At 57.4% G+C, this 25,286-nt stretch carries 22 protein-coding genes; 7 read left to right on the top strand and 15 right to left on the bottom strand.

Features of this window, described 5'->3' with window-relative positions; translation table 11 throughout:
- Nucleotides 1-3: 3 nt before the first annotated feature.
- The 11 genes from tatA to J7J49_RS10300 form a co-directional block, all read right to left on the bottom strand.
- Nucleotides 4-282 (bottom strand): Sec-independent protein translocase subunit TatA, encoded by a 279-nt coding sequence (gene tatA / locus J7J49_RS10350; protein ID WP_215092303.1) that lies wholly within the window; start codon nt 280-282, stop codon nt 4-6.
- 93 nt (nt 283-375) lie between these two features.
- Entirely contained in the window at nt 376-750 is a 375-nt protein-coding gene (locus J7J49_RS10345) for a phosphoribosyl-ATP diphosphatase (protein ID WP_064234138.1), read from the bottom strand.
- A gap of 64 nt (nt 751-814) precedes the next feature.
- Complete coding sequence (ubiB, locus tag J7J49_RS10340) at nt 815-2,437, bottom strand: ubiquinone biosynthesis regulatory protein kinase UbiB (protein WP_215092300.1); 1,623 nt, start codon at nt 2,435-2,437, stop codon at nt 815-817.
- A complete protein-coding gene (locus tag J7J49_RS10335; protein ID WP_215092298.1) occupies nt 2,434-3,090 on the bottom strand; it encodes a ubiquinone biosynthesis accessory factor UbiJ in 657 nt (218 codons plus the stop codon). The genes ubiB and J7J49_RS10335 overlap by 4 nt, the downstream gene beginning before the upstream one ends.
- A gap of 82 nt (nt 3,091-3,172) precedes the next feature.
- Nucleotides 3,173-3,928 (bottom strand): bifunctional demethylmenaquinone methyltransferase/2-methoxy-6-polyprenyl-1,4-benzoquinol methylase UbiE, encoded by a 756-nt coding sequence (gene ubiE / locus J7J49_RS10330; protein ID WP_064234141.1) that lies wholly within the window; start codon nt 3,926-3,928, stop codon nt 3,173-3,175.
- A 138-nt stretch (nt 3,929-4,066) separates the two neighbouring features.
- On the bottom strand, nt 4,067-4,450 hold the full coding sequence (locus tag J7J49_RS10325; protein ID WP_215092296.1) for a gamma-butyrobetaine hydroxylase family protein: 384 nt from the start codon (nt 4,448-4,450) through the stop codon (nt 4,067-4,069).
- A gap of 128 nt (nt 4,451-4,578) precedes the next feature.
- Nucleotides 4,579-5,901 (bottom strand): ATP-dependent protease ATPase subunit HslU, encoded by a 1,323-nt coding sequence (gene hslU, locus J7J49_RS10320; RefSeq protein WP_064234143.1) that lies wholly within the window; start codon nt 5,899-5,901, stop codon nt 4,579-4,581.
- A 45-nt stretch (nt 5,902-5,946) separates the two neighbouring features.
- On the bottom strand, nt 5,947-6,480 hold the full coding sequence (hslV, locus tag J7J49_RS10315) for an ATP-dependent protease subunit HslV (RefSeq protein ID WP_007113850.1): 534 nt from the start codon (nt 6,478-6,480) through the stop codon (nt 5,947-5,949).
- A gap of 138 nt (nt 6,481-6,618) precedes the next feature.
- Nucleotides 6,619-7,356, bottom strand: a complete 738-nt coding sequence (locus tag J7J49_RS10310) for an SPOR domain-containing protein (RefSeq protein ID WP_215092294.1) — start codon at nt 7,354-7,356, stop codon at nt 6,619-6,621.
- A gap of 3 nt (nt 7,357-7,359) precedes the next feature.
- On the bottom strand, nt 7,360-9,045 hold the full coding sequence (argS, locus tag J7J49_RS10305) for an arginine--tRNA ligase (protein ID WP_215092292.1): 1,686 nt from the start codon (nt 9,043-9,045) through the stop codon (nt 7,360-7,362).
- A gap of 123 nt (nt 9,046-9,168) precedes the next feature.
- On the bottom strand, nt 9,169-11,367 hold the full coding sequence (locus J7J49_RS10300) for a primosomal protein N' (protein ID WP_215092290.1): 2,199 nt from the start codon (nt 11,365-11,367) through the stop codon (nt 9,169-9,171).
- A 274-nt stretch (nt 11,368-11,641) separates the two neighbouring features.
- On the opposite strand from J7J49_RS10300, the gene rpmE reads away from it, so the two are divergent.
- Together rpmE and J7J49_RS10290 are read left to right on the top strand one after the other, a co-directional pair.
- A complete protein-coding gene (gene rpmE, locus J7J49_RS10295; protein WP_064234439.1) occupies nt 11,642-11,857 on the top strand; it encodes a 50S ribosomal protein L31 in 216 nt (71 codons plus the stop codon).
- A 325-nt stretch (nt 11,858-12,182) separates the two neighbouring features.
- Nucleotides 12,183-13,454, top strand: a complete 1,272-nt coding sequence (locus tag J7J49_RS10290) for a malic enzyme-like NAD(P)-binding protein (protein ID WP_215092288.1) — start codon at nt 12,183-12,185, stop codon at nt 13,452-13,454.
- Nucleotides 13,455-13,521: 67 nt separating this feature from the next.
- Here J7J49_RS10290 and J7J49_RS10285 read toward each other — a convergent pair whose 3' ends face one another.
- Entirely contained in the window at nt 13,522-14,340 is an 819-nt protein-coding gene (locus J7J49_RS10285; protein ID WP_064234148.1) for an acyl-CoA thioesterase, read from the bottom strand.
- A 113-nt stretch (nt 14,341-14,453) separates the two neighbouring features.
- Between J7J49_RS10285 and tadA the strand changes: the two genes are divergently transcribed.
- Nucleotides 14,454-14,921, top strand: coding sequence for a tRNA adenosine(34) deaminase TadA (tadA, locus tag J7J49_RS10280; RefSeq protein ID WP_064234149.1), 468 nt, complete (start codon nt 14,454-14,456; stop codon nt 14,919-14,921).
- A gap of 3 nt (nt 14,922-14,924) precedes the next feature.
- Here the strand turns inward: tadA and J7J49_RS10275 are convergent, their stop codons facing one another.
- Together J7J49_RS10275 and mltF are read right to left on the bottom strand one after the other, a co-directional pair.
- Nucleotides 14,925-16,883: a sensor domain-containing diguanylate cyclase gene (locus J7J49_RS10275; protein ID WP_215092286.1), complete on the bottom strand. Its 1,959-nt coding sequence runs from the start codon at nt 16,881-16,883 to the stop codon at nt 14,925-14,927.
- A 12-nt stretch (nt 16,884-16,895) separates the two neighbouring features.
- A complete protein-coding gene (gene mltF, locus J7J49_RS10270; RefSeq protein WP_064234151.1) occupies nt 16,896-18,359 on the bottom strand; it encodes a membrane-bound lytic murein transglycosylase MltF in 1,464 nt (487 codons plus the stop codon).
- A 184-nt stretch (nt 18,360-18,543) separates the two neighbouring features.
- On the opposite strand from mltF, the gene purL reads away from it, so the two are divergent.
- Complete coding sequence (purL, locus tag J7J49_RS10265; protein WP_215092284.1) at nt 18,544-22,494, top strand: phosphoribosylformylglycinamidine synthase; 3,951 nt, start codon at nt 18,544-18,546, stop codon at nt 22,492-22,494.
- Nucleotides 22,495-22,571: 77 nt separating this feature from the next.
- Here the strand turns inward: purL and J7J49_RS10260 are convergent, their stop codons facing one another.
- The gene (locus tag J7J49_RS10260; protein ID WP_064234153.1) at nt 22,572-22,811 is read right to left on the bottom strand and encodes a hypothetical protein; all 240 of its coding nucleotides are present in this window, start codon (nt 22,809-22,811) and stop codon (nt 22,572-22,574) included.
- Between the two features lie 115 nt (nt 22,812-22,926).
- Between J7J49_RS10260 and radD the strand changes: the two genes are divergently transcribed.
- From radD to J7J49_RS10245, 3 genes are all read left to right on the top strand, one after another.
- Nucleotides 22,927-24,717, top strand: a complete 1,791-nt coding sequence (radD, locus tag J7J49_RS10255; protein ID WP_215092282.1) for a DNA repair helicase RadD — start codon at nt 22,927-22,929, stop codon at nt 24,715-24,717.
- Between the two features lie 66 nt (nt 24,718-24,783).
- Entirely contained in the window at nt 24,784-25,026 is a 243-nt protein-coding gene (locus J7J49_RS10250; protein ID WP_215092280.1) for a DUF4160 domain-containing protein, read from the top strand.
- Nucleotides 25,010-25,258 carry a DUF2442 domain-containing protein gene (locus tag J7J49_RS10245; protein WP_215092278.1) on the top strand — a complete coding sequence of 83 codons (249 nt, stop codon included), beginning with the start codon at nt 25,010-25,012 and terminating at the stop codon, nt 25,256-25,258. Before J7J49_RS10250 ends, J7J49_RS10245 begins: the two co-directional genes overlap by 17 nt.
- Nucleotides 25,259-25,286 lie beyond the last annotated feature (28 nt).

Below are 25,286 nucleotides of genomic sequence, written 5' to 3'. Positions count from 1 at the left end.
GGTTTATTTGCGCTCTTCGTTGCGGTCGCTTGCGGCCTGTTTCTCTTCGGCTTTAACGTCATAAGTGTTGCCGGGCTCTTCATGGCTCACTTTGGCATGGGATTGGTCAGCGTCTTCTTTATCAGCTTCTTTGTTTTTCTCCTCGTCGTGCATGGCTTTTTTGAAGCCCTTGACCGCCCCGCCCAGGTCGGTGCCCACGTTGCGCAGTTTTTTGGTGCCGAAAACCAGGATGATAATGCCCAGCACAATCAGCAACTGCCAAATACTAATACCACCTAACATATGCGTTTCCTCACGGATGGTTAACTGTCTCTTTTACCACTCTCTTTTACCACTATCCCTTTTACCACTAATTCTATTACAGCGATGCAAAAGCTATGGCTGGCGGGAGGCTTTTTCCGCGTGTCCGGAAATGCCAAAGCGCCTGGCCAGTTCGTCTAATACAGCCTGATGATCCATCCCCAGGTGCGACAGCATCACCAGGCTATGAAACCATAGGTCGGCGGTTTCAGAAATCAACGCTTGGCGTTCAGCCTCGCTGCCGTGCTCGGCATCTTTTGCTGCTAGCACTGTTTCCGTTGCTTCTTCGCCAACCTTTTCGAGTATCTTGTTCAAGCCCTTATGATGCAAGGAGGCAACATAAGAATCTTCCGCCGCGGCGTGGCGCCGCTGCTTTAATACCTCATTGAGCGTATCCAGCACATCGGTATGGCGAGTCGAATTGTTAGGCGATAATGCGTTGCTGTCCATGGGAATCCTTGTAAACGTTTAATGCGCCGCTCTGTTGATCTGCAGATAGATGTACCGCGCAGGCTTACTGCCATACCAACAGCAGGAGCCCGATGGCGGCGGCCGCTAGTATCGGCCACTCCTGAAGCGCAATCCAACCGCTTAACGGCTGCCATGCTAGTGCCAACGCCAGTAGAATCAAGCCAAGCCGTAGGCGGTAAAGGCGTTTGCCTTGCCGCGCCATTTGCACGCGCATGGCGTTGATCGAGTCGACCTGCTGGTAGCGCTGGCGATGCTCGTGCTCCATTCGGCTGAGCGCCTGGTGAGCCAGTCCGGGCAGTTCGGGCAACTGGTGGGAAAGCTCCGGCGCTTGACGCTTTATCGACTCCCATAACCCGCTGACCCCGGCACGCTCTTTCATCCACTGTTCTAAATAGGGTTTGGCGGTGCTCCACAGGTCTAGATCAGGGTAGAGCTGGCGCCCCAAGCCTTCAATATTGAGCAGCGTTTTTTGCAACAGTACCAGCTGCGGCTGTACTTCCATATTAAAGCGCCGCGCGGTTTGAAACAGTCCCAGCAAGACCTGACCGAAGGAGATATCTTTCAACGGCTTCTCTAAAATGGGCTCACAAACGGTGCGAATAGCCGCCGCGAACTCATTGGCGCGGGTGTTTTCGCCCACCCAGCCAGATTCAATATGCAGCGCGGCCACTTCGTAATAGTCCTGATGGAAAAACGCCAGTAGGTTGCGCGCCAGGTAGTCCTGGTCTTCCCGCGTCAGGCTGCCCACAATGCCGCAGTCGATGGCAATGTACTGAGGATCTTCGGGGTTGTCACAGTTGACGAAGATATTGCCAGGGTGCATATCGGCGTGAAAGAAGTTGTCACGGAATACCTGGGTAAAGAACAGCTCAACGCCGCGCTCGGCGAGCTTTTTCAGGTTGGTGCCCCTGGCAACCAGGGTGTCCAAGTCGGCGACTGGAATACCGCGGATGCGCTCTTGCACCATCACGTGGCGGCGGATGAAGGGCCAATAGATGGTGGGGACAAACAGCAGCGGTGAGTCTTTGAAGTTACGTTTGAGCTGCGAGGTGTTGGCGGCTTCTTTATAAAGATCCAGCTCGTCAAACAGCGTAGCTTCGTAGTCGCGAATAACTTCTACCGGGCGCAGGCGACGCGCCTCGGGGATTTTGGAGCATAATTTGGCGACTTGATACATCAGCGCCATATCTTGGCGCATCACGCGATCAATGCCGGGGCGAATAATTTTCACCACTACGTCTTCACCGCCGTGCAGCGTTGCTGCGTGTACCTGGGCAATTGAGGCCGAGGCCAATGGCACTCGGTCAAACTCAGCAAAGGCCTCTTCCAGCGACATTTCCAGCGCTTTCTCGACCCGGGCGGCGGCTTGCTCGCCAGGGAAAGGCGGGACTTGATCTTGCAGGCGTTTCAGCTCATCGGCGATGTCTGCTGGTAGCAAATCGCGACGGGTCGAGAGCATTTGGCCGAATTTAATAAAAATCGGGCCTAGTGCCTCTAGCGACAATCGCAGACGTTCTCCCCGTGAGCGTTTGCCAACAGGCACCAAGCGGAGTGGAGAGAACCATAGCAGCGCTCGAAGCCACCAGGGCAGCCGCTCTAACGGCAGCAGTGTGTCCAGTCGGTGGCGGCTGATCACCCAGCTTATCCGCAGCAGGCGCAGACTCATGGGCGCGACTCCTGTGAGGCGGGCTGGCGCTGCTCCAGTCGTCGCTCTAAGCGGTTTAGGCGCGCTTCTAAACGGTCGGTCGCCACCTCCAGCTCAGTAAGATGCTCGCGGAGTAGGTTACGCTGCTGTCGTCCGGGTAGCAGGCGGGCCTCTTCAAAGACATATTCAGATACATCCTGCATTAGCTCGTCTTTGGTACGTAGACCCCAGCGGGCAGCACGGCGCAGGCCTTCGGCCAAGGAGTGGGCGGGCATATCGCCTAACCAGCGGGCCAGCTCGTTTTCCCAGTCGATGTCCAGATCGAGGAGCAGGTCGCGGGTGGCTTCAAGCAGATGAATACGCCCGCGCACGGCTAGCTTGCCGTCAAACATAAGACGTTCAACCGACGCCCCGCTGAGCCACTCTGAAAACGTTTCTGGGGTGAGTTCGACCACGGCGTCTACGTCGGTTTCATCAACGTCATCGCCGCGCATCAGGTCGAGCCCGGCGTGATGATAGTGAATGACCAGCGCTAAATGAGGCTGCTCCAGGCGCACCAGTAATCGACTGCCTGCCAGCTGGGCCAGCCGTGCAGGCGCCGCCGGATCACGGGCGAGTAGGGCATTGAGCGTGCGTTCACAACCGGCCAGCAGCAGGGTCGGGGTTACCAGCATGCTGACCTCTTGGCAGTGAATGTCAGGGCACAAAACGTCAGAGCACACAAAATCAGGGCACCAAAAATCAGAGCAACAAAAATCATAGCTTAATGCCGCGGTGCAGGGCCACGATACCACCGGTCAGGTTGGTGTACTCGACCCGCTCGAGCCCTGCATCTTCCATCATGGCTTTGAGCGTTTCCTGATCCGGGTGCATGCGAATCGACTCCGCCAGGTAACGATAGCTATCGCCATCGCCCGCCACCAGTTCGCCCATTTTGGGCAGCAGGCGGAAGGAGTATTCGTCGTAAGCTTTGGATAGCAGCGGGTTGTTGGGCTTGGAGAACTCCAGTACCAACAAGCGTCCGCCGGGTTTGAGCACGCGAGTCATGGAACGCAGTGCGGCGTCCTTGTCGGTGACGTTGCGCAGGCCAAAGGCAATGGTGATGCAGTCGAAGCTGTTGTCAGGAAACGGCAGGCTTTCGGCATTGGCTTGCACATACTCAACGTTGCCGCCTACACCGTTATCCATCAGCTTGTCGCGGCCTACTTTGAGCATCGAGGCATTGATGTCGGCGAGTACGACTTTGCCCCGGGGGCCAACCAAACGAGAAAACTTAAGGGTTAAATCCCCGGTGCCGCCGGCGATGTCCAGCACGTGGTGACCGGGGCGCACGCCTGCACGCTCGATGGTCATGCGCTTCCATATCCGGTGGATGCCCATGGACATCAGGTCGTTCATTACATCGTAGCGGGCAGCTACCGAGTGGAAGACATCAGCCACTCGCGAGGCTTTTTCATCAACAGGGACTTCCTGAAAACCAAAGTCAGTAGTGCGTTTTTCTGTGGGGCTCATTGGGCAGTAGCTCCCGAATTCGAGGCGGTGGCAAATCGACCGTCAGTCTTTTGACCCATGGGCCGACGCGATTAAAAAGTTAGCGTCATTGTAGCCTTCTCCACCCTGACTTGTCTTCGTCTTGTCTGAGGCGTGCGGTCACAGCTGCTTGAATTGAATACTGGCAGGCTCTCGCGAGGCACCGGCTTCTTCTAAGCGCTGCAAGTAATTGTTCCAGTAGGCCTCTTGGTGGCAAGCGAGATCAAACAGGTAGTTCCAACTGAACAGCCCGCTGTCGTGACCATCGTCAAAGTGCAGTTTCAGCGCGTAGTTGCCTGCCTGGGTAATATTTTGCAGGCCGACATCTTTTTTACCCACTTGCAGTACCGCCGTGTCGCCGCCGTGACCGCGCACCTCGGCAGAAGGTGAATAGACACGCAGTAACTCTACCGGCAGCCGGTAGTTTTCGCCGCTGGCGTAGCCAAGTTCCAACTCGCGGGCCTGCTTATGGTAGTGAACCCGAGTGGGGGTAGGGGCATTCATAATGAGACCTCATCGCTCAGTGTCATAGAAGCGACTGACATAGCAGCAAGCCCGCAGAGAGCGGGCTTGCTGTTGCTGGCTATACCAATGCTGACTATACCAGTGCTGATAATAACGCGAGGCGCAGCTTATAAAATATACCGCGATAGATCTTCGTCGACCGCCAGTTCGCCAAGCTGGGCATTGACGTAGTCGCCATCAATGACCAGCGGGCTATCCATATCGCCGCCCCTGAAAGAGGCTTCTTCCAACAGCCGCTCCATTACCGTGTGCAGGCGGCGGGCGCCGATATTCTCGGTGCCTTCGTTAACCTGCCAGGAGATCTGGGCGATACGCTCGATACCATCGGCAGTGAACTCAATGTCGAGCCCTTCGGTGGCCAGCAGCGCCTGATACTGCTTGGTCAGCGACGCGGAAGGCTCGGTAAGGATGCGTTTGAAATCGTTGGGCGTTAGCGCGTCAAGCTCAACGCGAATCGGTAACCGCCCCTGCAGTTCAGGAATCAGATCCGACGGGCGCGACAGATGGAACGCGCCAGAAGCGATAAACAGGATATGGTCGGTCTTGACCATGCCGTACTTGGTTGACACGGTAGAGCCTTCAATCAGCGGCAGCAGGTCGCGCTGAACACCTTCGCGGGAGACTTCGCCACCACTGGATTGACCGCTGCCCTTGGCGACTTTATCGATCTCGTCCAGGAACACGATGCCGTGTTGTTCCACCGAGTAGACCGCACGGGCCTTGATCTCTTCTTCGTTGACCAGTTTGCCGGCTTCTTCATCGCGCAGCAGTACCAGCGCCTCTTTCACCGTAACACGGCGGTGTTCACGCTTCTGCTGGCCCATGTTGGAGAACATGCTCTGCAGTTGGCTGGTCATCTCCTCCATGCCCGGCGGGGTCATGATATCGATGCCTGGGCCCTGGGAGGAGATCTCGATATCGATCTCTTTATCGTCCAAATGGCCCTCGCGCAGCTTCTTGCGGAAGGTTTGGCGGGTGCCGCTGTCTTCGCGTGGCTTATCTTCCTGGCCCCGTGGCGGCGGTAGCAGGGCATCGAGTACGCGGTCTTCAGCCGCATCTTCGGCGCGGTGGCTGACTTCTTCCTTGGCCTGTTCGCGTACCATCTTGATGGCGGCTTCCATTAAGTCGCGAATAATTGACTCAACGTCGCGGCCTACGTAGCCAACTTCGGTAAACTTGGTCGCTTCAACCTTGATAAACGGCGCTTTGGCCAGCTTGGCCAAACGGCGGGCAATTTCGGTCTTACCGACACCGGTGGGGCCAATCATCAAAATGTTTTTGGGCGTAACTTCCGGGCGCAGATCGTCATCGAGCTGCATGCGGCGCCAGCGGTTACGCAGGGCGATAGCGACGGCACGTTTAGCATCCTGTTGACCAATAATGTACTGATCCAGGGCGTGAACAATTTCGCGGGGTGTCATCTGAGTCATATAAGTAACCTTAGTGTGCAGTGAGCGGCGTTTGGGGATCGCAGGTTAGCGATCGTCAATCGACAGCTCTTCGAGGGTCACGTGGTGGTTGGTGAATACACAGATATCACCAGCGATCGAAAGCGACTTCTCGGTAATTTCACGCGCCGAAAGTTCGGTGTTTTCCAGTAGCGCTCGGGCGCTGGCCTGGGCGAAGTTGCCCCCAGAGCCAATGGCAATAATGCCGCGCTCGGGTTCGACTACGTCACCGTTACCGGTAATGATCAGCGAGGCGCTATGATCGGCGACGGCGAGCAGCGCTTCCAGGCGGCGCAGCGCCCGGTCGGTGCGCCAATCTTTGGCCAGCTCAACGGCGGCCTTGGTCAAATGGCCCTGGTATTTTTCCAGCTGGGCTTCAAAACGCTCAAATAAGGTGAAGGCGTCCGCGGTGCCCCCGGCAAACCCGGCCAGTACCTTGCCGCGATAGAGGCGGCGCACTTTGCTGGCGTTACCCTTCATTACGGTATTGCCCAGCGACACTTGGCCGTCGCCAGCGAGGGCGACCTGGTTACCACGGCGGACAGAGACAATGGTGGTCATGGAGATAATTCCTTGGGGGGAGGCGTGCTCCCGATGACTGATCGGCCGCTGCTGGCGGCCGTAAAAAAAGCGATTCACAACAAAATGCGGGCGGCTGATAAAAAATCAACCGCCCGCAGGGTATTCAGCAGGGGATTATCAGTTTTGCAGTTGAATAAGCAGCGGTTCGATACCTTGGGTATTCATTAAATCCTGAGCTCGGTTCAGCTCACGGGTGTCCTCGTAAGGCCCTACTTGTACGCGGTGCCAGGTATTGCCGTCGGCCTGTACTTCGCTGATTTCTGCCAGCAGGCTTAAATTACGCAGTCGACCGCGCAGCTGTTCGGCGTCGCTTGCTTTGCGAAATGAGGCCGCCTGAAGCATATAGCGCCCTGGGGTGTTGGTGGCCGCTTCATTTTTTTGGGCTGCTGACACCTGATCCTCAGGCCGGGTATTGGCGGCAATGACCTGGGCGATAGGGTCGTCGCCTGCTGCGCCAGCGGCCGCTTCGCTACCCGCTGTGGGTTCTGGCGCCTCTGGGCGCACAACGCTTGACGGCAGCGAAACGCCTGGGGCAATGACCTCGGTTTCCGGCAGCAGGGTGTAAAACTCAAACGTCGGCATTGACGTCTCGGCGGCCTCCTCGGTTTCCCGGGCGGCAGCGCGCTCTTCGCTGCCCGAGGGTTTGGGCATCACTGTGGCTTGGGGCGTGTCACTCGGTTGTTCTTGCCAGGGAGCGGTACCGTGCTGGTGTTGCGCCAAAAAGAAACCAGCGGCCATGCCAGCAAGGCCCCACAGCCAGCCGGGTAGGCGAAAGCCGCCGCCTGAACTGCGATTGGACTTGCGCTGCGATGTGGCGCCGCGGCGAGGGGCGGGCTTTTTGCGCGGGCTAGCCATTGCTTACATCTCCTCTGGGGCGCTAACCCCCATTAAATCAAGCCCGTTGCGTAGCACTTGACGGGTGGCGAGGCCCAGCGCCAAACGCGTATTGCGTAGGGTGTCGTCCTCGACCATGACTTTGACGGCGTTGTAGCAGGTGTGGAAATCGCCTGAAAGATCAAGCAGATACTGAGCAACCTGCTGGGGCTCGCGATTTTTGGCCGCGGTTTCAACAACTTCAGGGAAGCGCGCCAAACGGTTCAGCACAGCTTTCTCCTGGTCGCTGTCGAGTAGCGCAAGATTAGCCAGCGCCAGCGCGTGATCAAACGGTTGGTCGGCATCCTGGGCCTTGCGCAGCATGCTGCATACCCGGGCGTGGGCGTACTGGATGTAGTAAACCGGGTTGTCGTTTGACTGGGAGCGGGCCAGGTCAATATCAAAGGTGAGCTGGGAGTCGGCGCGGCGTGCGGCGAGGAAGAAGCGCGTGGCATCGCGGCCCACTTCGTCGATCAAGTCGCGCACGGTGACGTAGCTACCGGCGCGCTTGGAGAGTTTCACCTCGACGCCAGAGCGGGTGACCATGACCATCTGGTGGAGCACATAGTCGGGCCAGCCTTTGGGGATGCCCACCTCCAGCGCCTGTAAACCGGCGCGCACGCGGGTGACGGTGGAGTGGTGGTCGGCGCCCTGTTCGTTGATCACGGTTTTGAAGCCGCGCTGCCACTTGTCCAGGTGGTAGGCCACATCGGGTAGGAAGTAGGTGTAGCCGCCGTCGCGTTTGCGCATCACGCGGTCTTTGTCATCACCGAAGTCGGTGGTGCGTAGCCACATGGCGCCGTCATCTTCATAGGTGTGGCCCGCGCTCACCAGCTTCTCAACGGTGGCGTCTACCTTGCCATCTTCGTAGAGTGATGACTCTAGGAAATAGACGTCAAACTCGACGCCGAAGGCCTTGAGATCCAGATCCTGCTCGCGACGCAGCCACGCCACGGCAAACGCTTGAATGGCGTCTAAATCGTCAGGATCTTTTTTGGCGGTGACTTCGCGGTCATCGGCGCTGACCGTTTTGCCTGCTAGGTAGTCGTTGGCCACATCGACGATATATTCGCCGCGATAGCCATCTTCGGGCCAGCTTTCATCGTCAGGGCCCAGGCCTTTTACCCGCGCCTGCACCGAGCGGGCCAGATTGGCGATCTGGGCGCCCGCGTCGTTGTAGTAGAACTCGCGGGTGACATCAAAACCGGTGGCTTCGAGCAGGCGGCAGAGACAGTCGCCAATTGCCGCGCCGCGACCATGACCAACATGGAGCGGTCCAGTGGGGTTGGCGGAAACGAACTCGACCTGAACTTTTGCCCCTTTACCCGCCATGCTGCGGCCAAAGGTGTCGCCGCAGTCGAGCACTTGGGCAACGATTTGCGCCGCGGCGTCGGCAGCGGCGAAAAAGTTGATAAAGCCGGGGCCCGCAATTTCGGTTTTTTGGATGGCGTCGCTGTCGGGCAGCGCTTCAACCAGCGCATTGGCTAATTCACGCGGGTTTTTGCCAGCCGGTTTGGCCAGCATTAGCGCCAGATTAGTGGCGTAATCGCCGTGGGCCTTGTCTTTCGTCGGGTCGACTTTGATGCTGGGCTGAAGGTCGTTGGGCAGCACGCCTTGGTGCTTGAGCGCGGCAACTGCGCCTTCGAGCAGTGAAACTATCGTATCTTTCATTGAGGTATCCGGTGTCGTCGGTGGCGGCGTGTGCTAACGCGCAACTATAAGGGTGCGTCGATTAAAGCGGCTATTATCGGCAATTGGGCCGCAGTTTCAAAGCCGCGTGATGGTAAGTCAGTGCTAGGAGAGTGTTTGTGGGTCGATATCTATCGACCAACGTACCTTGCGCGCCTCGCGATTGGCTTCAAGCCACTGCACCAGCCAGCTAACGGCGGGGTGTAATTGGCTGCGTTTATCGGCGGCTAGCATAACGTGTAAATGGTAGCGGTTCTGGCGTCTTTCCATCGGCGCGGGTACTGGCCCTAGGCAGCGGGTGGCTACGCGGGACTCTTTGAGCCACTGGCGCAGGGCCTGGGCGGCCTGTTGCGCCATCGCTAAAGCGGCCTCCTCTTTGGGGCTTTCGATGCGCAGCAACGCCATAAAGCAGAACGGCGGCAGTTGGGCGATGCGTCGTTCTTCGAGCATGTTGCGCGCCAGCGCCCCGTAGCCATGTTCGGCCAACTGACCCAAGTGAGGGTCGTCGGGGTGCAGGGTTTGCACCAGCACACGGCCAGGGTGGGCGGCGCGCCCCGCACGGCCTGCCACCTGTTCGAGCAACTGGGCGCTATGTTCGAGGGCGCGAAAATCTGCCGCATACAATCCGCCGTCGGCATTTACGACAACCACCAAAGTAACGTGGGGCAAGTGGTGGCCTTTGGCAAGCATTTGAGTGCCGACCAACACGCAGGGCTCACCGCGCTGTATCTCTTTTAACACTTGCTCAAAGCTATCCTTCCGTCGGGTGCTGTCACGGTCGATGCGGTGGATAGTCGTTTTTGGAAACAGCGTTTGCAGCGTCTCTTCGGTGCGTTCTGTGCCGCTACCCAAGGCGCGTAGGTCGCCGCTGCCGCACTCGGGGCAAGCGTCCGGCAGGGCACGGCGGCTATCGCAGTGGTGACAGGCCAGCAGCGGTGGCTGGCGGTGCAGCGTCATGCGCGCGTCACACTGATTGCAATCGGCCATCCAGCCGCAGGCGTGGCAGGCAAGCGTCGGCGCAAAACCGCGCCGATTGATAAAAATCAGCACCTGCTTGCCAGCGCTCAAGGTGCTTTTAATCGCCTTAATGGCACCGGGTAGCAGGCCGCCCTGACGACGCTGATGGCGTAGATCGATCAGCTCTAGCTTGGCTGGCGGGTGCTGGCTGGGGCGCTGGGTCAGGCGAAGATGGCGGTAGGCGCCGCTAAGCGCCTGGTGCAGGCTCTCCAGGGAGGGGGTGGCGCTGCCCATTAGCAGCGGAATCTTATGGTAGTGGGCGCGTGCTACGGCTAAATCACGGGCGTGGTAGCGCAAGCCATCGTGCTGCTTGTAGGAGCCGTCGTGCTCCTCGTCGACAATAATCGCGCCGGGATTGGCCAGCGGGGTAAAAATCGCCGAGCGGGTGCCAATAATAATCAGCGCCCGGCCGCTGGCGGCGGCTTCCCACACGTCGAGCCGCTCGGGGTCGGTGAGGCCGGAATGCAGCGCCACCACGGGAACGCGAAAGCGGCTTCTAAAGCGCGCAAGCGTCTGTGGGGTGAGGCCAATTTCCGGCACCAGTACCAGCGACTGCTTGCCCCTAGCGGCGATGGCTTCAATCAGTTGGAGATAGACTTCGGTTTTACCGCTACCGGTGACGCCTTCGAGTAAGCAGGGGTGGTAGCTGTCGAGCTTTTCGTGCAGTACTGCCAGCGCCGTTGCCTGCTCACGGTTAAGGGGTAGCGCTGGGGTTGCCAATAAGTTGCCGCTGGGCGGCGTTGGGGCCATCAGGATGTGTTCCTGGCTGGTCGCTAAGCCTTTCTTCTCTAGCGCTAATAGCTGGTCGCGGGCAAAACCATGGGCGCTAACCGCGCGCCCGGGCAGCCCGTGGGGGTGCTGGCGCAGCAGTGCATGCAGCGCCGCTTGTTTAGGTGCTCGGCTGAGTGTTTCTTCGGCGTCTTCGCCCTGGGCAAGCCAAAGGGTTTGGGTTCGACCGGCCATCGGGTGGCCCTGGCGCAGTCGCGCGGGCATGGCGTGGTGCAGGGTGTCGCCCAGGCTGTGCTGGTAGTACCGGGCGGCGAAGCGGCATAGCCATAGCCAATCTTCCGGCAACGGGGCATCATCCAGTGCTTCACTGATGCTACGCAGCTGGCTGTGTGGCAGGTCACTATGGTCGGCCATTTCAACGACCACGCCGACGACTTCGCGACGCCCAAAGGGCACTCGCACTCGCAGCCCCGTCTGCCAGCCGCAGGAGGGTGCGTGCTTGGATGGCAGGTAGTCGAACAGGCGGCGCAGCGGCGAGGGCAGAGCTACCTTAAGCACATGATCGAGTGCTTGAGAAGGTCTTAGATAAGGCCTTTGAGACGGTCTTTGCGAAGATGCCTGCGAAGAAAAAGAGTCAGCCAATTGGCCTCCGGCGTTAGTTTTGCTAGAATATGCGACCGCTCTAAATCTTAACGATCTTTCTTTCTTTGGGAAGTGTCCCTAAAGACTATCGTAACGACAGGGCGGCTAACCGGTTAGTCGTTTTTTCCAAACCCGTATGCGGTACCTGGCACGAGATCAGGTGGCGGCATATAGCTTCGTGAGGCTCGAGATGAGACAAGGTATTCACCCGAATTACAACACGGTCACCGCCAACTGTTCTTGCGGCGCCACTTTCCAAGTAGGTACGACCTCTGGTCAGGACTTCTCCTTGGATGTGTGCTCCAACTGCCACCCGTTCTACACTGGTAAGCAGAAGCAAGCGACCACTGGTGGCCGCGTAGAGCGCTTCAACAAGCGTTTCGGCGCTGCTGTTAAGCGCGGCTAATCCCAGTCGGATAGCCATATCGCAAGCATGCCTGTACTTATTTAGGTTAAGTTCAGGTTAAGCTCGCGCAAAACCCACGCCTCGGCGTGGGTTTTTGTTTTATGGAATAAATTTTCATAAATGCTGCGCTACAGCAATAAGCAAACAGTTATAGATAGGGCTTGTTTGCATAAGTTTCAGCAAATAATGGCTAAATGTGACGAATGTGAAGGGATAATTCAGTTAAACGGGCGTTTTGTTGTAAGTTGACGGCGCGCTTGAGGCGCTATGGTTTTTTCTATATTCTGAAATGACTTATCTACTTTATGTTAACTGGACTCTGACCATGACGGATGCAAATAAGCAGGCTGCTTTGGATTATCACGCGAAACCGATTCCCGGTAAGCTTTCGGTGGAGTTGACCAAACCCACCGCGACTGCACGGGATTTGGCGTTGGCGTATAGCCCAGGCGTGGCTGAGCCAGTGCTTGAAATTGCTCGGGATGCGGAAAATGCGTACCGCTATACCGGCAAGGGTAATCTGGTCGCGGTTATTACCGACGGCAGCGCTATTCTTGGTCTGGGTAACCTAGGCCCGTTGGCCAGCAAACCGGTAATGGAAGGTAAAGGCGTGCTGTTCAAGTGCTTTGCGGGCATCAACTCCGTGGATATCGAAGTGGATGCAGAAAGCCCGCAGGCGTTTATTGATACCGTCGCGCGCATTGCTGATACCTGGGGTGGCATCAATCTTGAAGATATCAAGGCGCCGGAGTGCTTTGAGATCGAGAAGGCGCTAATTGAGCGTTGCAGCATTCCGGTTTTCCATGATGATCAGCACGGCACCGCGATTGTCACGGCGGCTGGTATGCTGAACGCTTTGGATATTGCTGGCAAAAAAATCGAAGACGTTAAAATTGTTTGCATGGGCGCTGGTGCGGCGGCGATTGCCTGCATGCGGCTGCTGATCTCATGTGGCGCTAGTAAAGATAACCTGGTGATGCTGGATCGGCGTGGCGTTATTCACACTGATCGTGAGGGCATTAACGAATATAAAGCCGAGTTTGCCCGCGATACCGAGATGCGCACCTTAGACGATGCCATCGACAACGCGGACGTCTTTATCGGCCTGTCAGGCCCTGGGCTGCTGTCCGCTGAGCAGGTGAAGAAAATGGCGCCCGATCCGGTGATTTTTGCTTGCACCAATCCAGATCCAGAAATTCACCCTGATGTTGCTCGTGCAGTACGTCCGGATGTGATCATGGCGACCGGCCGTTCGGACTTCCCGAACCAGGTCAATAACGTGCTGGGCTTTCCTTTTATCTTCCGCGGCGCTTTGGATGTTCGCGCCACGCGCATCAATGAAGAGATGAAGCTAGCGGCGGTGCATGCGCTGAAAGACTTGGCCCGTGAACCGGTACCCCAGGAAGTGCTCAACGCCTACGAGCGTACAGAAATGAGCTTTGGCCGCGAGTACATCATTCCCACGCCGGTCGATATTCGTCTACTGGCGCGGGTTACCTCGGCGGTAGCCCAGGCCGCGGTTGATTCTGGCGTGGCGCGTAAGCCATTCCCAGCGCACTACCCGCTGCAGTCAATTAACGACGTTTACGGCGGCTAACCCCCTAACTTGTTCGCTGACTTACGCCCGCTTCTTGCGGGCGTAAGTGTTTTGAGAGACTGCCTGTTTAGTCTTTTGAATAGCGCGTCAGCCCTTCCTGAGCGGTAGAGGCCACTAAGCGGCCATCGCGGCTGTAAATATGCCCCCGCGCCAGCCCGCGAGCACCGCCTGCCCAAGGGGAGTCGATAACGTATAGCAGCCAGTCATCCAGACGGGTGTCTTGGTGGAGCCACAGAGCATGGTCAAGGCTGGCGATGCGCAGTTTGGGGTCGCGGTACTCAATACCATGGGGAATCAGGCTGGTGGTCAGTAAATTGAAGTCAGAAGCGTAAGAGAGCAGATGGCGGTGCAATGCCGGGTCGTCTGGCAGCGTGCCGGAAAGACGAAACCATAAGCATTGGCCTGCAGGCGTGCCATTGCCGGGGTTGCCGGGTAGATGCACAAACTCAATCGGGTGGCCGGGAAAGCGGTCGTGCTTGGCCTCGCCGCTTTCGATTAACGCTTCGGGGGTTGGCACATTCGGCATGGCGCGTTGATGGCTAAAGCTCGCTTCTTCACTTTGAAAGGAGGCGCTGCAGAAGAAGATCGGCCGGCCTTTCTGAATGGCAGTGACGCGGCGAGTCGTGAAGCTACCGCCATCGCGAATGGTATCCACCTGATAGACAACGGGACGGTGGGGGTCACCGGGGCGTAGAAAGTAGCCGTGCTGAGAGTGCGGCCGGCGCTCCACAGGCACTGTACGCGCCGCGGCTGCGAGCGCTTGGCCGAGTACCTGGCCACCATAGAGCTGAGGAAAGCCTAAATCCTGACTCTGGCCACGATATAGCGTCTCTTCCAGTGTTTCTAGCTCCAGTAACGCTACCAGTTTATTTAGCGCGTCTGTCATTCTCGGTATCCTTGCGGCTGTCTCAATCGAATGCTGTCGATGAAAGTGATTTGCTACGGCAGTGGACAAGCCTTTCATACGATCGTTTAGCTACCTTAGCGGAGTTTACGTTTATGCGCAGCGATGAATTTTACATGTACCGGGCGCTCGACCAAGCCCACTTGGCCGCTGCCGCAGGCGAAGTGCCCGTGGGGGCGGTGGTTGTCGATGCGCAGGGGGAAATTATTGGCGTAGGTTGTAACGCGCCGGTGGCTAGCTGCGACCCCAGCGGCCACGCGGAAGTTCGTGCCTTGCGGGAAGCGGGCAAGCGCCAGGGTAACTATCGGCTTGAGGGCTGTACGCTGTTTGTCACCCTAGAGCCGTGCATGATGTGCGCAGGTGCGATGATACACGCGCGCTTGGCGCGGTTAGTGTATGGCGCCGCCGAGCCCCGAGCTGGCATGGTTGAATCAAAAGCTAACCTATTGGCGCAGCCGTGGTTTAACCATCAGATAGAGGTGTCTGGTGGTGTTCTGGCCTCGGCCTCGCAAAAACTGCTAAAGCGTTTTTTTGCCGCGCGGCGAGCGTCGGCGGGTCAGTAAGCGCTAGGCATCTTCCGTTGTATTGAGTTCACCGCCCTCGACCCGGTTACGCCCGTTGTGTTTGGCGTGGTAGAGCGCTTCGTCAGCGGTTTGCATCATGCGTGCTAGGTCGACGTCTTCAGGGCAATCAAAAGTGACAACCCCGGCGCTTAACGTGAGTGGTGTGCCGTCGGCATGGGAGAGGCTTGATGAGGCCAGCTTTTGACGCAGTTCGTCCGCCACCTTAAACGCTGAGGGTAGGGGGTGGTCAGGCAGCCAGGCGACGAACTCCTCACCGCCGTAACGGGCGAAAATACCGCCATGATATTCGATATGCGATTTACCCAATTGTGCAAAAAAGTGTAAATGCTCATCGCCGACTAAGTGTCCTAAATGGTCGTTAACCCGTTTAAAATAGTCGATATCGAACAGCACCAGGCTGATTGGGCGTACCTCCTGCAAGGCGTCGACCTGTTCTAAAAAGTGACGACGGTTAGCAATCCCAGTTAATTCATCGTGGCGTGCCAGCCACTCAACTTCCTGCTGTAACTTGCTGCGCTTGCGTATTTCCTGTTGCAGGACGGCATTGCTGTTTTGCATAGCGCTGTGCTGATGCCCCAGACGCTGAAAGGTATACAGCACGAGATAGAGTAAATACGTCAAGATTAACCCGGTGACCAGGCTAATGGTTGGTAGCCGCGAGAGCTGGCTGGCCAGGTACTCCCAGCGTGGTTGATAGGACAGCGTGAGCGTTTTATCCAACAAATTTACCTGAGAGTCGAACACCCAGGGGCCTGGTTGGGTAGCGTTGCCGTGTTGCGCTAGCAGCTGAGTGCCGTTATGCCAGCGAATAACGCCTTCCTCGGCAGGAAGTCGGGCAAACAGTGCTTCAGCAAACAGAGGGAAGCTTACCGCCATCGCTGCTGCGCCTAAAGGAACGCCATCAGCATTAAGTACTGGGAAGTAGTGGATGACGCCTGGATCACCCTGGAGTAGCTCAATAACATCGGTACTGCCCTCTTGCTGCCCCCGGAGGGCTGGTTCAAGCGCGTCTCGCCCTGCCGGTTGAACGTCAAAAAGGCGTCGTCCCAAGAGGCTTAAGTTGAGCGTGGTAATGGGGTAAACGTGGTCTATGACGCTATCAGGCGTGATAAAGGCAATGTTGATTAAATAGGCAAAGTCCTGACGGTAACCCGCCGCTTGGTCTGTCCACTGTTGGTAGGTTGGGAGCGACCTCTGTAGTTGCCAAATACGCGCGAAACCGCGCATGGCATTTAAGTGGGTGTCGATTTCAAAAGAGAGCTGGTGAGTGGCTTGCTGAGCTTGTGCTACAACCTGGTGATAGAGCGTCTGTTCGGCCTCATGGTGCAGCTTTTCCCAGAGTAGCAGTACCGCGATGAGCAGTCCGCAGGCTGGCCAAAGCGCGTTAGTCAAATAGCGTTTGCCGCGCCAGTAGCGCACTGACAGCAGGTTTTGGCACAACAGTAATAGACCTAACGTCAGCAGACCAGGCCAGTCGGCCGTATAGCGCAGCAGCGGTGCAAAATTTTGGCTGCTGGGTATCAGCTGTAAACCCGTCAGTAGGAGGGCTGCGAGCAGCAGTAGTGGCGCGCCTAAACGGGCACGCTGACGGAGCAGTATCGCGAGCGCGCTCAACTGAAGGGCCAGTGTCATTAACAGCGGTGCACGGAAACCTTCAAATGCTATGGGCTGCGCCCAATGGGTCAGCGTTTGCCAACTCTCAGTGGTGACCCAGCTTTCCGGGGTCAGGTAGCTAATAAGCCCTGGCAACAGTAGGCCAATAGCGCTAACGCATAGCAGGCAAGTGAGCCAACGAACGCCTTTAAGCGTACTCAGTTGGGCAAGCGCCACAAGCGTCAGCGCGGTAGAACTAATATTAGGATGAAGAGCGACAAGTGTAACGGCACAGCAGGCAGCAATAATCGGTAGCCAATGTGCAGCACGGGCAATGAGAAAGGGCATTGCATCCTCACGTTAATTTAGCGGCGGCACAAGCTCAAACAATAGCAGTGGATCATCGTTGACAGGCGTTTGTTCTAGTTGGAAAAACTGTTGGCGGCTGCGCTCAACATACTCAATCATTTCGTAGTAGCGGCGGATATTGCGTACATATATCACCGGCTCGCCACCCCGGGCATAGCCATAGCGTGTTTGGCTATGCCATTCACGCTGTTGCAACAGGGGTAGCGCAGCGCGCACATCAGCCCACCTGTCGGGGTCGCCGCCACGCATCTCTGTAATCTTGCGAGCGTCATATAAGTGGCCTAGGCCCACATTATAAGCAGCCATAGCCATGAATAGACGGTCATCACCGGTGATGCTTGCCGGCAAACGGTCTTTAATGCTGCGCAGATAGCGAGCGCCGCCATCAATGCTCTGGGCTGGATCGGTACGGTCGCTGACGCCCATCTCGCTAGCGGTAGGGTTGGTCAGCATCATCAAGCCGCGCACCCCCGTTGGCGAAACAGCGTCAGGATCCCAGTGAGACTCCTGGTAGCCCACGGCAGCGAGCAGCTTCCAATCAAACCCCGTTTCCCGAGCAGACTGTTGGAATAGATCCGTGTAGCGGGGCAGGCGTGCATCCAGGTGATCAAGAAAAGTACGCGTGCCGACATACTCTAAGTAGTCGTCATGGCCAAAATAGCGGCTGACTAGCCGATCAAGCGTACCGCTCTCCTGCAGGTCTTGGAGAAAACGATTAGCGGCCTCGAGTAAACCCAAGCCGCGACCGCTGGGCACGGCCCAGGCCATTGAGAGCGGGTCGCCGAGGATAAAACCACGCTCAACGTTGGGGAAAAACAGCCGGTTTAAACGAAACTGGTGCTCAAAAATAACCGCTGCGTCCAGGGTGCCGTTCTCAACCCGCGCCAGCAGTTCAGCGACTTCCAGCTCATGGGACTCTTTCCAGCTCAGGGTAGGGTGGCGAACCTGCAGATCGCGCAGCGCTTCGCTGGTGCCCGCTTTGCTAAGTGTACCCAGCTCCAGGCCAACGAGGTCACTTGGCTCACTAATACCGTTCAGTCCACGCCGGTATACCACAAGTGGCTGCATCTGAATGATTGGCCGGGTGTAGTAAATACCTGGCGTATTGGGCAGTAGAGGGAGGGCTGCTGCCCCCAGATCGCCGTTTTCACGTACCGCTGGCAGCACACTTTCAGGGTGATGGCGGGCGTTAAGGTTAAGGCTCACCCCAAGGTAGTCGGCAAAGCGGTGCATTAGCTCGTACTCAAAGCCGGTAGGGCCTTGGCGACCTTCGTAGTAAGTGGTGGGCGTGTTACGGGTGTGAACGGTAATAAAATCTTTTGCAGTGATCTGCATCAGATGCTCGCCGGGAGGAACCAGGGAGAGGGTAGGTACCAGAGTCAAAAGCGTAACGGCGATCAGCGCATAATAAGCGCTGGCGCGGGTTACTAAATGTCGGCAAATCAACGTCAGCATGGCGTCTTGTCGGCATGAAACAAGCTGCCACGATACCCAGCCAGGAGCAGGCTGTCACCTTGTTGATTTCGTGTGGCGGCTGGTTTCCAGTATCATAGTGGCTTTCCGTTACTAAAAAAGCACGGCCGTACTGCGGCCTGGTGATTTCCCTGCTCGAATTTCCCTGCTCTAGAGGCTTCAGGATATGCTCGAACTGCGAGGCGCGCCCGCCCTTTCTGCCTTCCGTCATGCTCGGCTGCTAACGGTGTTGCGTGAACGTGTGCCCGAGGTGGAAGCGCTATCTGCCCACTATGTTCATTTTGTTGATGTGCACACCAAAGAACACCACCAAGAGCTCGATGATGCCTCCCGCGAGCGCTTAGCTCAGCTGCTCGATTACGGCGCTCACACGAGTGTGGAAGTGCTCGATAATGCCCAGCGCTTTTTGGTTGTGCCACGCTTAGGTACTCAATCTCCCTGGTCGTCTAAAGCCACTGATATCGCCCATAACTGCGGCCTGCGTCAGATTAGCCGCATCGAGCGCGGCATCGATTACCGCATAAGCGTCACCGCCATGCCAGATGAAGAGAGTTTGAGCGCGCTGGCGGCAATGCTGCACGACCGGATGACCGAAACGGTGCTAGCCGATGCCTCCGACGCCGCTAAGCTGTTTGCCCAGCACGACCCGGCACCGCTGGGCAGTGTGGATATTTTGGAAGGCGGGCGGAACGCCCTGGCGACGGCCAATCAGGCACTCGGTCTGGCGCTGGCGGAAGACGAGATCGATTACCTGGTTGATGCCTTCAACGAGCTTGGGCGTAACCCCAGTGACGTCGAGCTGATGATGTTTGCCCAGGCCAATTCCGAGCACTGCCGTCACAAAATCTTTAACGCCGACTGGGTGATCGACGGCGAACCACAGAGTCACTCGTTGTTTAAGATGATCAAGAATACTTTTGCGTCATCGCCGGATAACGTGCTCTCGGCCTACAGCGACAACGCCGCCGTCATCAAGGGCAGCCAAGCCGGGCGCTTCTTTGCCACGCCGTTGACCGGCGCTGACGAAGAACGTGCGCTCTACGCCACTCATCAGGAGCCTATTCATATCCTGATGAAGGTAGAAACCCATAATCACCCCACCGCGATTGCCCCCTTCCCGGGGGCGGCGACGGGCTCCGGCGGGGAAATCCGCGATGAGGGCGCGACCGGCATCGGCGGTAAGCCCAAGGCCGGTTTGTCGGGCTATACCGTGTCTAATTTACGCATTCCGGAGTTTGTGCAGCCCTGGGAGGCGTTTGATTACGGCAAGCCCGAGCGCATGCAGTCGGCGCTGAACATTATGCTCGACGGCCCCATCGGCGGCGCCGCGTTTAACAATGAGTTTGGTCGCCCCAACTTAACTGGCTATTTCCGCACCTATGAGCAGGAGTCGCTGAACGACGGCGGTATCGAGCGGCGCGGCTTTCATAAGCCGATTATGCTCGCCGGTGGTTATGGCAATATTCGTGCCCACCACGTTCAGAAGGGCGATATCCCCGTTGGTGGCAAGCTGATTGTGATGGGCGGCCCGGCGATGCTGATTGGCCTTGGCGGCGGTGCCGCCTCCAGCATGTCATCCGGCACCTCTAGTGCCGATCTGGATTTCGCCTCGGTGCAGCGTGAAAACCCCGAGATCGAACGTCGCGCCCAGGAAGTGATTGATCGCTGCTGGGCGTTGGGCGATCACAACCCGATCCGCTTTATCCACGATGTGGGCGCGGGCGGACTCTCCAACGCGTTGCCGGAGTTGGTCAAAGACGGTAATCGCGGTGGCCGCTTTGATCTGCGTGCGGTACCCAATGCCGAGCCGGGCATGAGCCCGCTGGAAATCTGGTGTAACGAAGCCCAGGAGCGCTATGTGCTTGCGGTCGCGCCAGAGGATTTGGATACTTTTGACGCGCTTTGTAAGCGTGAGCGCTGCCCCTATGCGGTCGTCGGCGAAGCCTTGGAAGAACACCACCTTGAAGTGCGCGACGGTCACTTTGAAAGTAAGCCGGTCGATTTGCCGATGAGCGTACTGTTTGGCAAAGCGCCTAAAATGCAGCGCGAATTTGAGCGCCACGACCCGGCGCTTTCCGGCATGATGCTGGATAACCTCGACCTGCGCGAAGCCTTGGACCGGGTGCTGCGGCTACCCACGGTGGCCTCTAAAAACTTCCTGATTACCATTGGCGACCGCTCGATTACCGGCCAGGTGGCTCGCGACCAAATGGTCGGCCCTTGGCAGGTGCCGGTGGCCGATGTAGCGGTCACTACGGCAAGTTTTGATACCCACGCCGGTGAAGCCATGGCCATGGGCGAACGTCCGCCGGTGGCACTGATCAACCCGGCGGCCAGCGCTCGTTTGGCGGTCGCCGAAGCGATTACCAACTTGGCCGCGGCGCCGATCGCCAAGTTAAGCGACATCAAGCTCTCCGCTAATTGGATGAGCGCTGCCGACCACCCAGGTGAAAACCAGGCGTTGTATGACGCCGTCTACGCGGTGGGCATGGAGATGTGCCCGGCACTGGGCATTGCCATTCCGGTGGGCAAAGACTCTATGTCGATGCGCACGGCCTGGGTTGATGAAAGCGATCAAGGTGAAAGTGAAGACAAGAGCGTGACCTCGCCGCTCTCGCTGGTCGTCACCGGCTTTGCGCCGGTGACTGATGCTTTAGCAACGCTGACGCCGCAGATCAACCTGGATCAAGATGAATCGGATCTGATTTTGATCGATTTAGGCAGCGGCCAGAACCGTTTGGGCGGCTCCGCTCTGGCCCAGGTGTATGGCCAAGTAGGCAATGACTGCCCGGATGTGGATGACCCGGAAGATATTAAGGCGTTCTTCGAAGTCATTCAGGGCCTTAACCGTGACGGTAAGCTACTGGCCTACCACGACCGCAGCGACGGCGGATTGATCGTCACCCTGCTGGAAATGGCCTTTGCGGCTCACGCCGGGCTTGAGATTAAGCTCGACTGGATGATCGATGAGCCGGTTGAGGCGTTGAACGCGCTGTTCTCGGAAGAATTAGGCGCGGTGATCCAGGTCAATCGCCAACACACCGAAGAAGTGCTGGCGCAGTTTGCCGTGGCCGGTATCGAAACCTGCGGCGTTATCGCCCGTCCCCGCTATGACGACCAGGTGCGCGTCACGCTGTTCGAAGAGCCGCTGCTGGAAACCACGCGGCAACTTACCCAGCGCACCTGGACAGAAACCAGTTACCGCATGCAGGCGCTGCGCGATAACCCGGAATGCGCTAAAAACGAATTCGACAATCTGCTCGATAGCCGCGATCCGGGGCTCTCCGCCACACCGACCTTTGATATCAACGACGATATCAGCGCACCGTTTGTGAATACCGCCAAGCCCGCCATGGCGGTGTTGCGTGAGCAGGGCGTTAACGGTCAGTTGGAGATGGCCTGGGCTTTCGATAAAGCGGGGTTTGAGGCAGTGGATGTGCATATGAGTGACATCCTTGAAGGGCGCGTGTCCTTGGAAGCGTTCAAAGGCCTAGTGGCCTGTGGCGGTTTCTCCTATGGCGACGTGCTGGGTGCCGGCGGCGGCTGGGCCAAGTCGGTGTTATTTAACGAGCGCGCTCGGGAGCAATTTGCGGCGTTCTTTGCCCGCGACGACAGCTTCTCGTTGGGCGTGTGTAACGGCTGCCAGATGCTGTCGCAGTTGAAAACGCTCATTCCCGGTGCTGAAAACTGGCCGACCTTTTTACGCAACGAATCTGAGCAGTTTGAGGCACGGGTTTCGATGGTGCGGGTTGAAAAGAGCCCCTCGATCCTGCTCGCCGGTATGGAAGGTTCAAAGCTGCCCATTGCCGTGGCCCATGGTGAAGGACAGGCGGCGTTCCGCGACAGCGCGCATCTGCGCAGCATGCAGTCGAGCAGCCAAATCGCCCTGCGTTACATCGATAACTATGGCCAGGCAACTACCCGTTATCCCGCTAACCCCAACGGCTCGCCTGCCGGCATTACCGGGCTGACTACGCCGGATGGACGGGTGACCATTATGATGCCTCATCCGGAGCGTGTCGCCCGCGCTATCACCAACTCCTGGCGCCCAGCAGAGTGGGCCGAGGATGGTGCTTGGCTACGGCTATTCCGTAATGCACGGGTTTGGCTCAACTAATTCAAAGTATGTGTTTGTTTTAGAGATAGCGTCCACGTTAACGGCGGCTTTTGCCGCCGTTAACCGTTTCATCAGCCTCAAGAGTGCTGCTGAGCAGTGCTCGCTGGTGTTTCTTCTGCTCCCGTCGGCGGCAGTCCTAGCTTGGCTTCCAGTGTTTCAAGCTCTAAGCGGTAGCGCTCAACGAGGTATTCAAAGCGCCCAAAATCATGTCCGCAATCCATACAGAACACATGGGCTTGACCACGCCGTGTGGCGGGCAGGCGTTTTAGACGGCTGCTGCATTCCGGGCATTCAGGGCTGAAATGGTTGGTTGTCATGACTCACCTCACTATTATCTTCTCGCTGATAGACGTTGCGAGTTCAGGGATTATTTAAACCATCATTACTACGACGCGACTAAAGTCGTAATAGTTCAATAGCAGGCTATTTAATTTGCCATCACCTAACGTCTCACGCCCGTCATCTCCAACGCCCCAGCTACGCCCCTATCAGCAGGAAGCGGTAAAGCGCGTGGTGGTGCATTTTCGCGCCTCCAGCGATCCAGCGTTGGTGGTATTGCCTACCGGCAGCGGAAAATCTCTGGTCATTGCAGAGCTGGCGCGCTTGGCGCGTGGGCGGGTGCTGGTGCTGGCCCATGTGCGGGAACTGGTGGAGCAGAACCACGCCAAGTACCAGGCCTATGGCCTTGAGGCGGATATTTTTAGCGCCGGTTTAAAGCGCAAAGAGGCCAGTCGCCAAGTGGTGTTTGGCTCGGTGCAGTCGGTGGTGCGCAACTTGGACAGTTTTAACGACGCTAACTTTACCCTGCTGGTGATCGATGAGAGCCACCGCGTATCACTTAATGAAGACGCCAGCTACCGCCAGGTGATTGAGCACCTGCGCCAGCATAATCCGCAGCTTAAAATACTTGGCCTTACCGCGACGCCATACCGCTTGGGGCAGGGGTTTATCTACTATCGCCACCACCACGGCATGGTGCGGGGCAGCGAGGAAAGCTTTTTTCGCGACTGCGTGTTTGAGCAGCCGCTACGTCTGATGGTTAAGCAGGGCTATCTGGCCGCGCCCAAGCGGCTGGATATGGCCATTGAGGGCTACGACTTCTCTGCGCTCAAGCCCGCTTCAAGCGGTCTGTTTGCGGAGGAAGCGCTTAATCGCGTGGTGGCGGGTAGCCGGGCAACCCCGGGTATCATCGGACAAATTGTCGAACGCGCGGTTGAGCGCCAGGGGGTGATGGTTTTTGCCGCCACCGTGGCTCACGCCGAAGAAATTATCGGCTATTTGCCCAGGGCAGAAGCGGCGCTGATTACCGGCGCAACGCCTTCCCAGGAGCGTACGACGCTGATCGATGCTTTCAAGGCGCGAAAGCTGAAGTATCTGGTCAACGTGGCGGTGCTGACCACCGGCTTTGATGCGCCCCACGTGGATTTAATCGCTATTTTACGGCCCACCGAATCGGTGAGCCTCTATCAGCAGATGATAGGTAGAGGGCTGCGCTTATCGCCGGGTAAGAGCGACTGCTTGATTCTGGATTACGCCGGTAACCCCTGGGATATCTATGCCCCGGAAGTGGGCGAACCGAAGCCGGATAGCGACAGCGAGCCGGTGCAGGTCGAGTGCCCCGCCTGTGGTCACGCCAATCTGTACTGGGGCAAGCGCGATGGCGAGCTGGTGATTGAGCACTATGGCCGTCGCTGCCAGGGATTGATTGAAGATGACGAAGGGAGGCGCCATCAATGTGACTTCCGTTTCCGTTTTAAGGTGTGTGATGAGTGCGGGGCCGAGAATGATATTGCCGCCCGGCGCTGCCACGGTTGCGAAAAACTGCTGGTGGACGCGGATGATAAGCTCAAAGATGCCCTTAAGCTGAAAGATGCCAAGGTGTTGCGGGTAAGCGGCATGCAGTTGGAAGCGACCACCAACGGCCGTGGCCTGCCGCGCTTAAAAGTCATCTATCATGACGAAGACGGTAGCCATCTTTCCGAATGGTTTGCCCTGGAAACCCCCGCCCAGCGGCGGGCTTTCTATGCCGCCTTTCTGCGCTACCACCTGCGCGCACCAGGGGGTAAATGGCAACCGCTAAGCGCCGAGGAGGTCGTTGCCGAACAACGCCGCCTGCGCCACCCTGATTTTGTCGTAGGCCGCAAAGTGGGGCGCCATTTCCAAATCCGTGACAAGCTGTTTGACTATGCTGGCCGCTACCGGAAAGCGGTGGAGGCGGGGTAGCATGTGTCTTGTGGCGATAAACCATCTATTATTCAGTATTTAGGCTGTAAACTGCAGGAGCGCTAGATGCCGACGGTGCTACGCTTGCAGGGTTTTAGGTTCTTCTTCTATTCAAATGAAGGTAATCCTTTAGAGCCTGCCCACATCCATATATTTAAAGCGGGCGCTGAAGCTAAATTTTGGCTCTCACCTGATGTTCAATTGGCGAGAAATGATGGCTTCGACGCCAAAGCGCTACGCACTATTACGGCGATGATTCTTCAACACCGCGATATATTAGAGGGAGCCTGGCATGACTACTTCTCCTAAGCGAGTTACGTTTGATGAAGATAATTTTTGGGTTGAGTTAAGCGATGGGCGAACGGTCGGCGTACCGCTGGCTTGGTACCCGCGCCTTCTTAAAGCATCACCTCAACAATTGGCAAGCTATGAATTGAGCGCCCGTGGAATTCATTGGGATGCACTGGATGAAGATGTATCTATTGATGGGATTCTAGCCGGGCAAGGCGATTTAACGCGTCACCGTCAGGCTGTTGCCTGATTTCAACCACCTTAAGAGAGCCCGACCC

The sequence above is a fragment of the Halomonas sp. ISL-56 genome, from assembly GCF_018612805.1.
Taxonomy (GTDB): domain Bacteria; phylum Pseudomonadota; class Gammaproteobacteria; order Pseudomonadales; family Halomonadaceae; genus Vreelandella.
The sequence above is the reverse complement of the archived record's forward strand: the minus strand, read 5'-3'. Positions and strand labels throughout refer to the sequence as shown.

Bases quoted from the DNA above. Each gene is read 5' to 3' on its own strand.
- rpmE (WP_064234439.1), top strand. From the start codon at position 11,642: ATGAGACAAGGTATTCACCCGAATTACAACACGGTCACCGCCAACTGT.
- J7J49_RS10250 (WP_215092280.1), top strand. From the start codon at position 24,784: ATGCCGACGGTGCTACGCTTGCAGGGTTTTAGGTTCTTCTTCTATTCA.
- J7J49_RS10345 (WP_064234138.1), bottom strand. From the start codon at position 750: ATGGACAGCAACGCATTATCGCCTAACAATTCGACTCGCCATACCGAT.
- J7J49_RS10275 (WP_215092286.1), bottom strand. From the start codon at position 16,883: ATGCCCTTTCTCATTGCCCGTGCTGCACATTGGCTACCGATTATTGCT.
- ubiE (WP_064234141.1), bottom strand. From the start codon at position 3,928: ATGAGCCCCACAGAAAAACGCACTACTGACTTTGGTTTTCAGGAAGTC.
- J7J49_RS10310 (WP_215092294.1), bottom strand. From the start codon at position 7,356: ATGGCTAGCCCGCGCAAAAAGCCCGCCCCTCGCCGCGGCGCCACATCG.
- J7J49_RS10335 (WP_215092298.1), bottom strand. From the start codon at position 3,090: ATGCTGGTAACCCCGACCCTGCTGCTGGCCGGTTGTGAACGCACGCTC.
- J7J49_RS10290 (WP_215092288.1), top strand. From the start codon at position 12,183: ATGACGGATGCAAATAAGCAGGCTGCTTTGGATTATCACGCGAAACCG.
- ubiB (WP_215092300.1), bottom strand. From the start codon at position 2,437: ATGAGTCTGCGCCTGCTGCGGATAAGCTGGGTGATCAGCCGCCACCGA.
- J7J49_RS10325 (WP_215092296.1), bottom strand. From the start codon at position 4,450: ATGAATGCCCCTACCCCCACTCGGGTTCACTACCATAAGCAGGCCCGC.
- tatA (WP_215092303.1), bottom strand. From the start codon at position 282: ATGTTAGGTGGTATTAGTATTTGGCAGTTGCTGATTGTGCTGGGCATT.
- J7J49_RS10245 (WP_215092278.1), top strand. From the start codon at position 25,010: ATGACTACTTCTCCTAAGCGAGTTACGTTTGATGAAGATAATTTTTGG.
- hslV (WP_007113850.1), bottom strand. From the start codon at position 6,480: ATGACCACCATTGTCTCTGTCCGCCGTGGTAACCAGGTCGCCCTCGCT.
- J7J49_RS10260 (WP_064234153.1), bottom strand. From the start codon at position 22,811: ATGACAACCAACCATTTCAGCCCTGAATGCCCGGAATGCAGCAGCCGT.
- tadA (WP_064234149.1), top strand. From the start codon at position 14,454: ATGCGCAGCGATGAATTTTACATGTACCGGGCGCTCGACCAAGCCCAC.
- mltF (WP_064234151.1), bottom strand. From the start codon at position 18,359: ATGCTGACGTTGATTTGCCGACATTTAGTAACCCGCGCCAGCGCTTAT.
- purL (WP_215092284.1), top strand. From the start codon at position 18,544: ATGCTCGAACTGCGAGGCGCGCCCGCCCTTTCTGCCTTCCGTCATGCT.
- hslU (WP_064234143.1), bottom strand. From the start codon at position 5,901: ATGACTCAGATGACACCCCGCGAAATTGTTCACGCCCTGGATCAGTAC.
- argS (WP_215092292.1), bottom strand. From the start codon at position 9,045: ATGAAAGATACGATAGTTTCACTGCTCGAAGGCGCAGTTGCCGCGCTC.
- J7J49_RS10285 (WP_064234148.1), bottom strand. From the start codon at position 14,340: ATGACAGACGCGCTAAATAAACTGGTAGCGTTACTGGAGCTAGAAACA.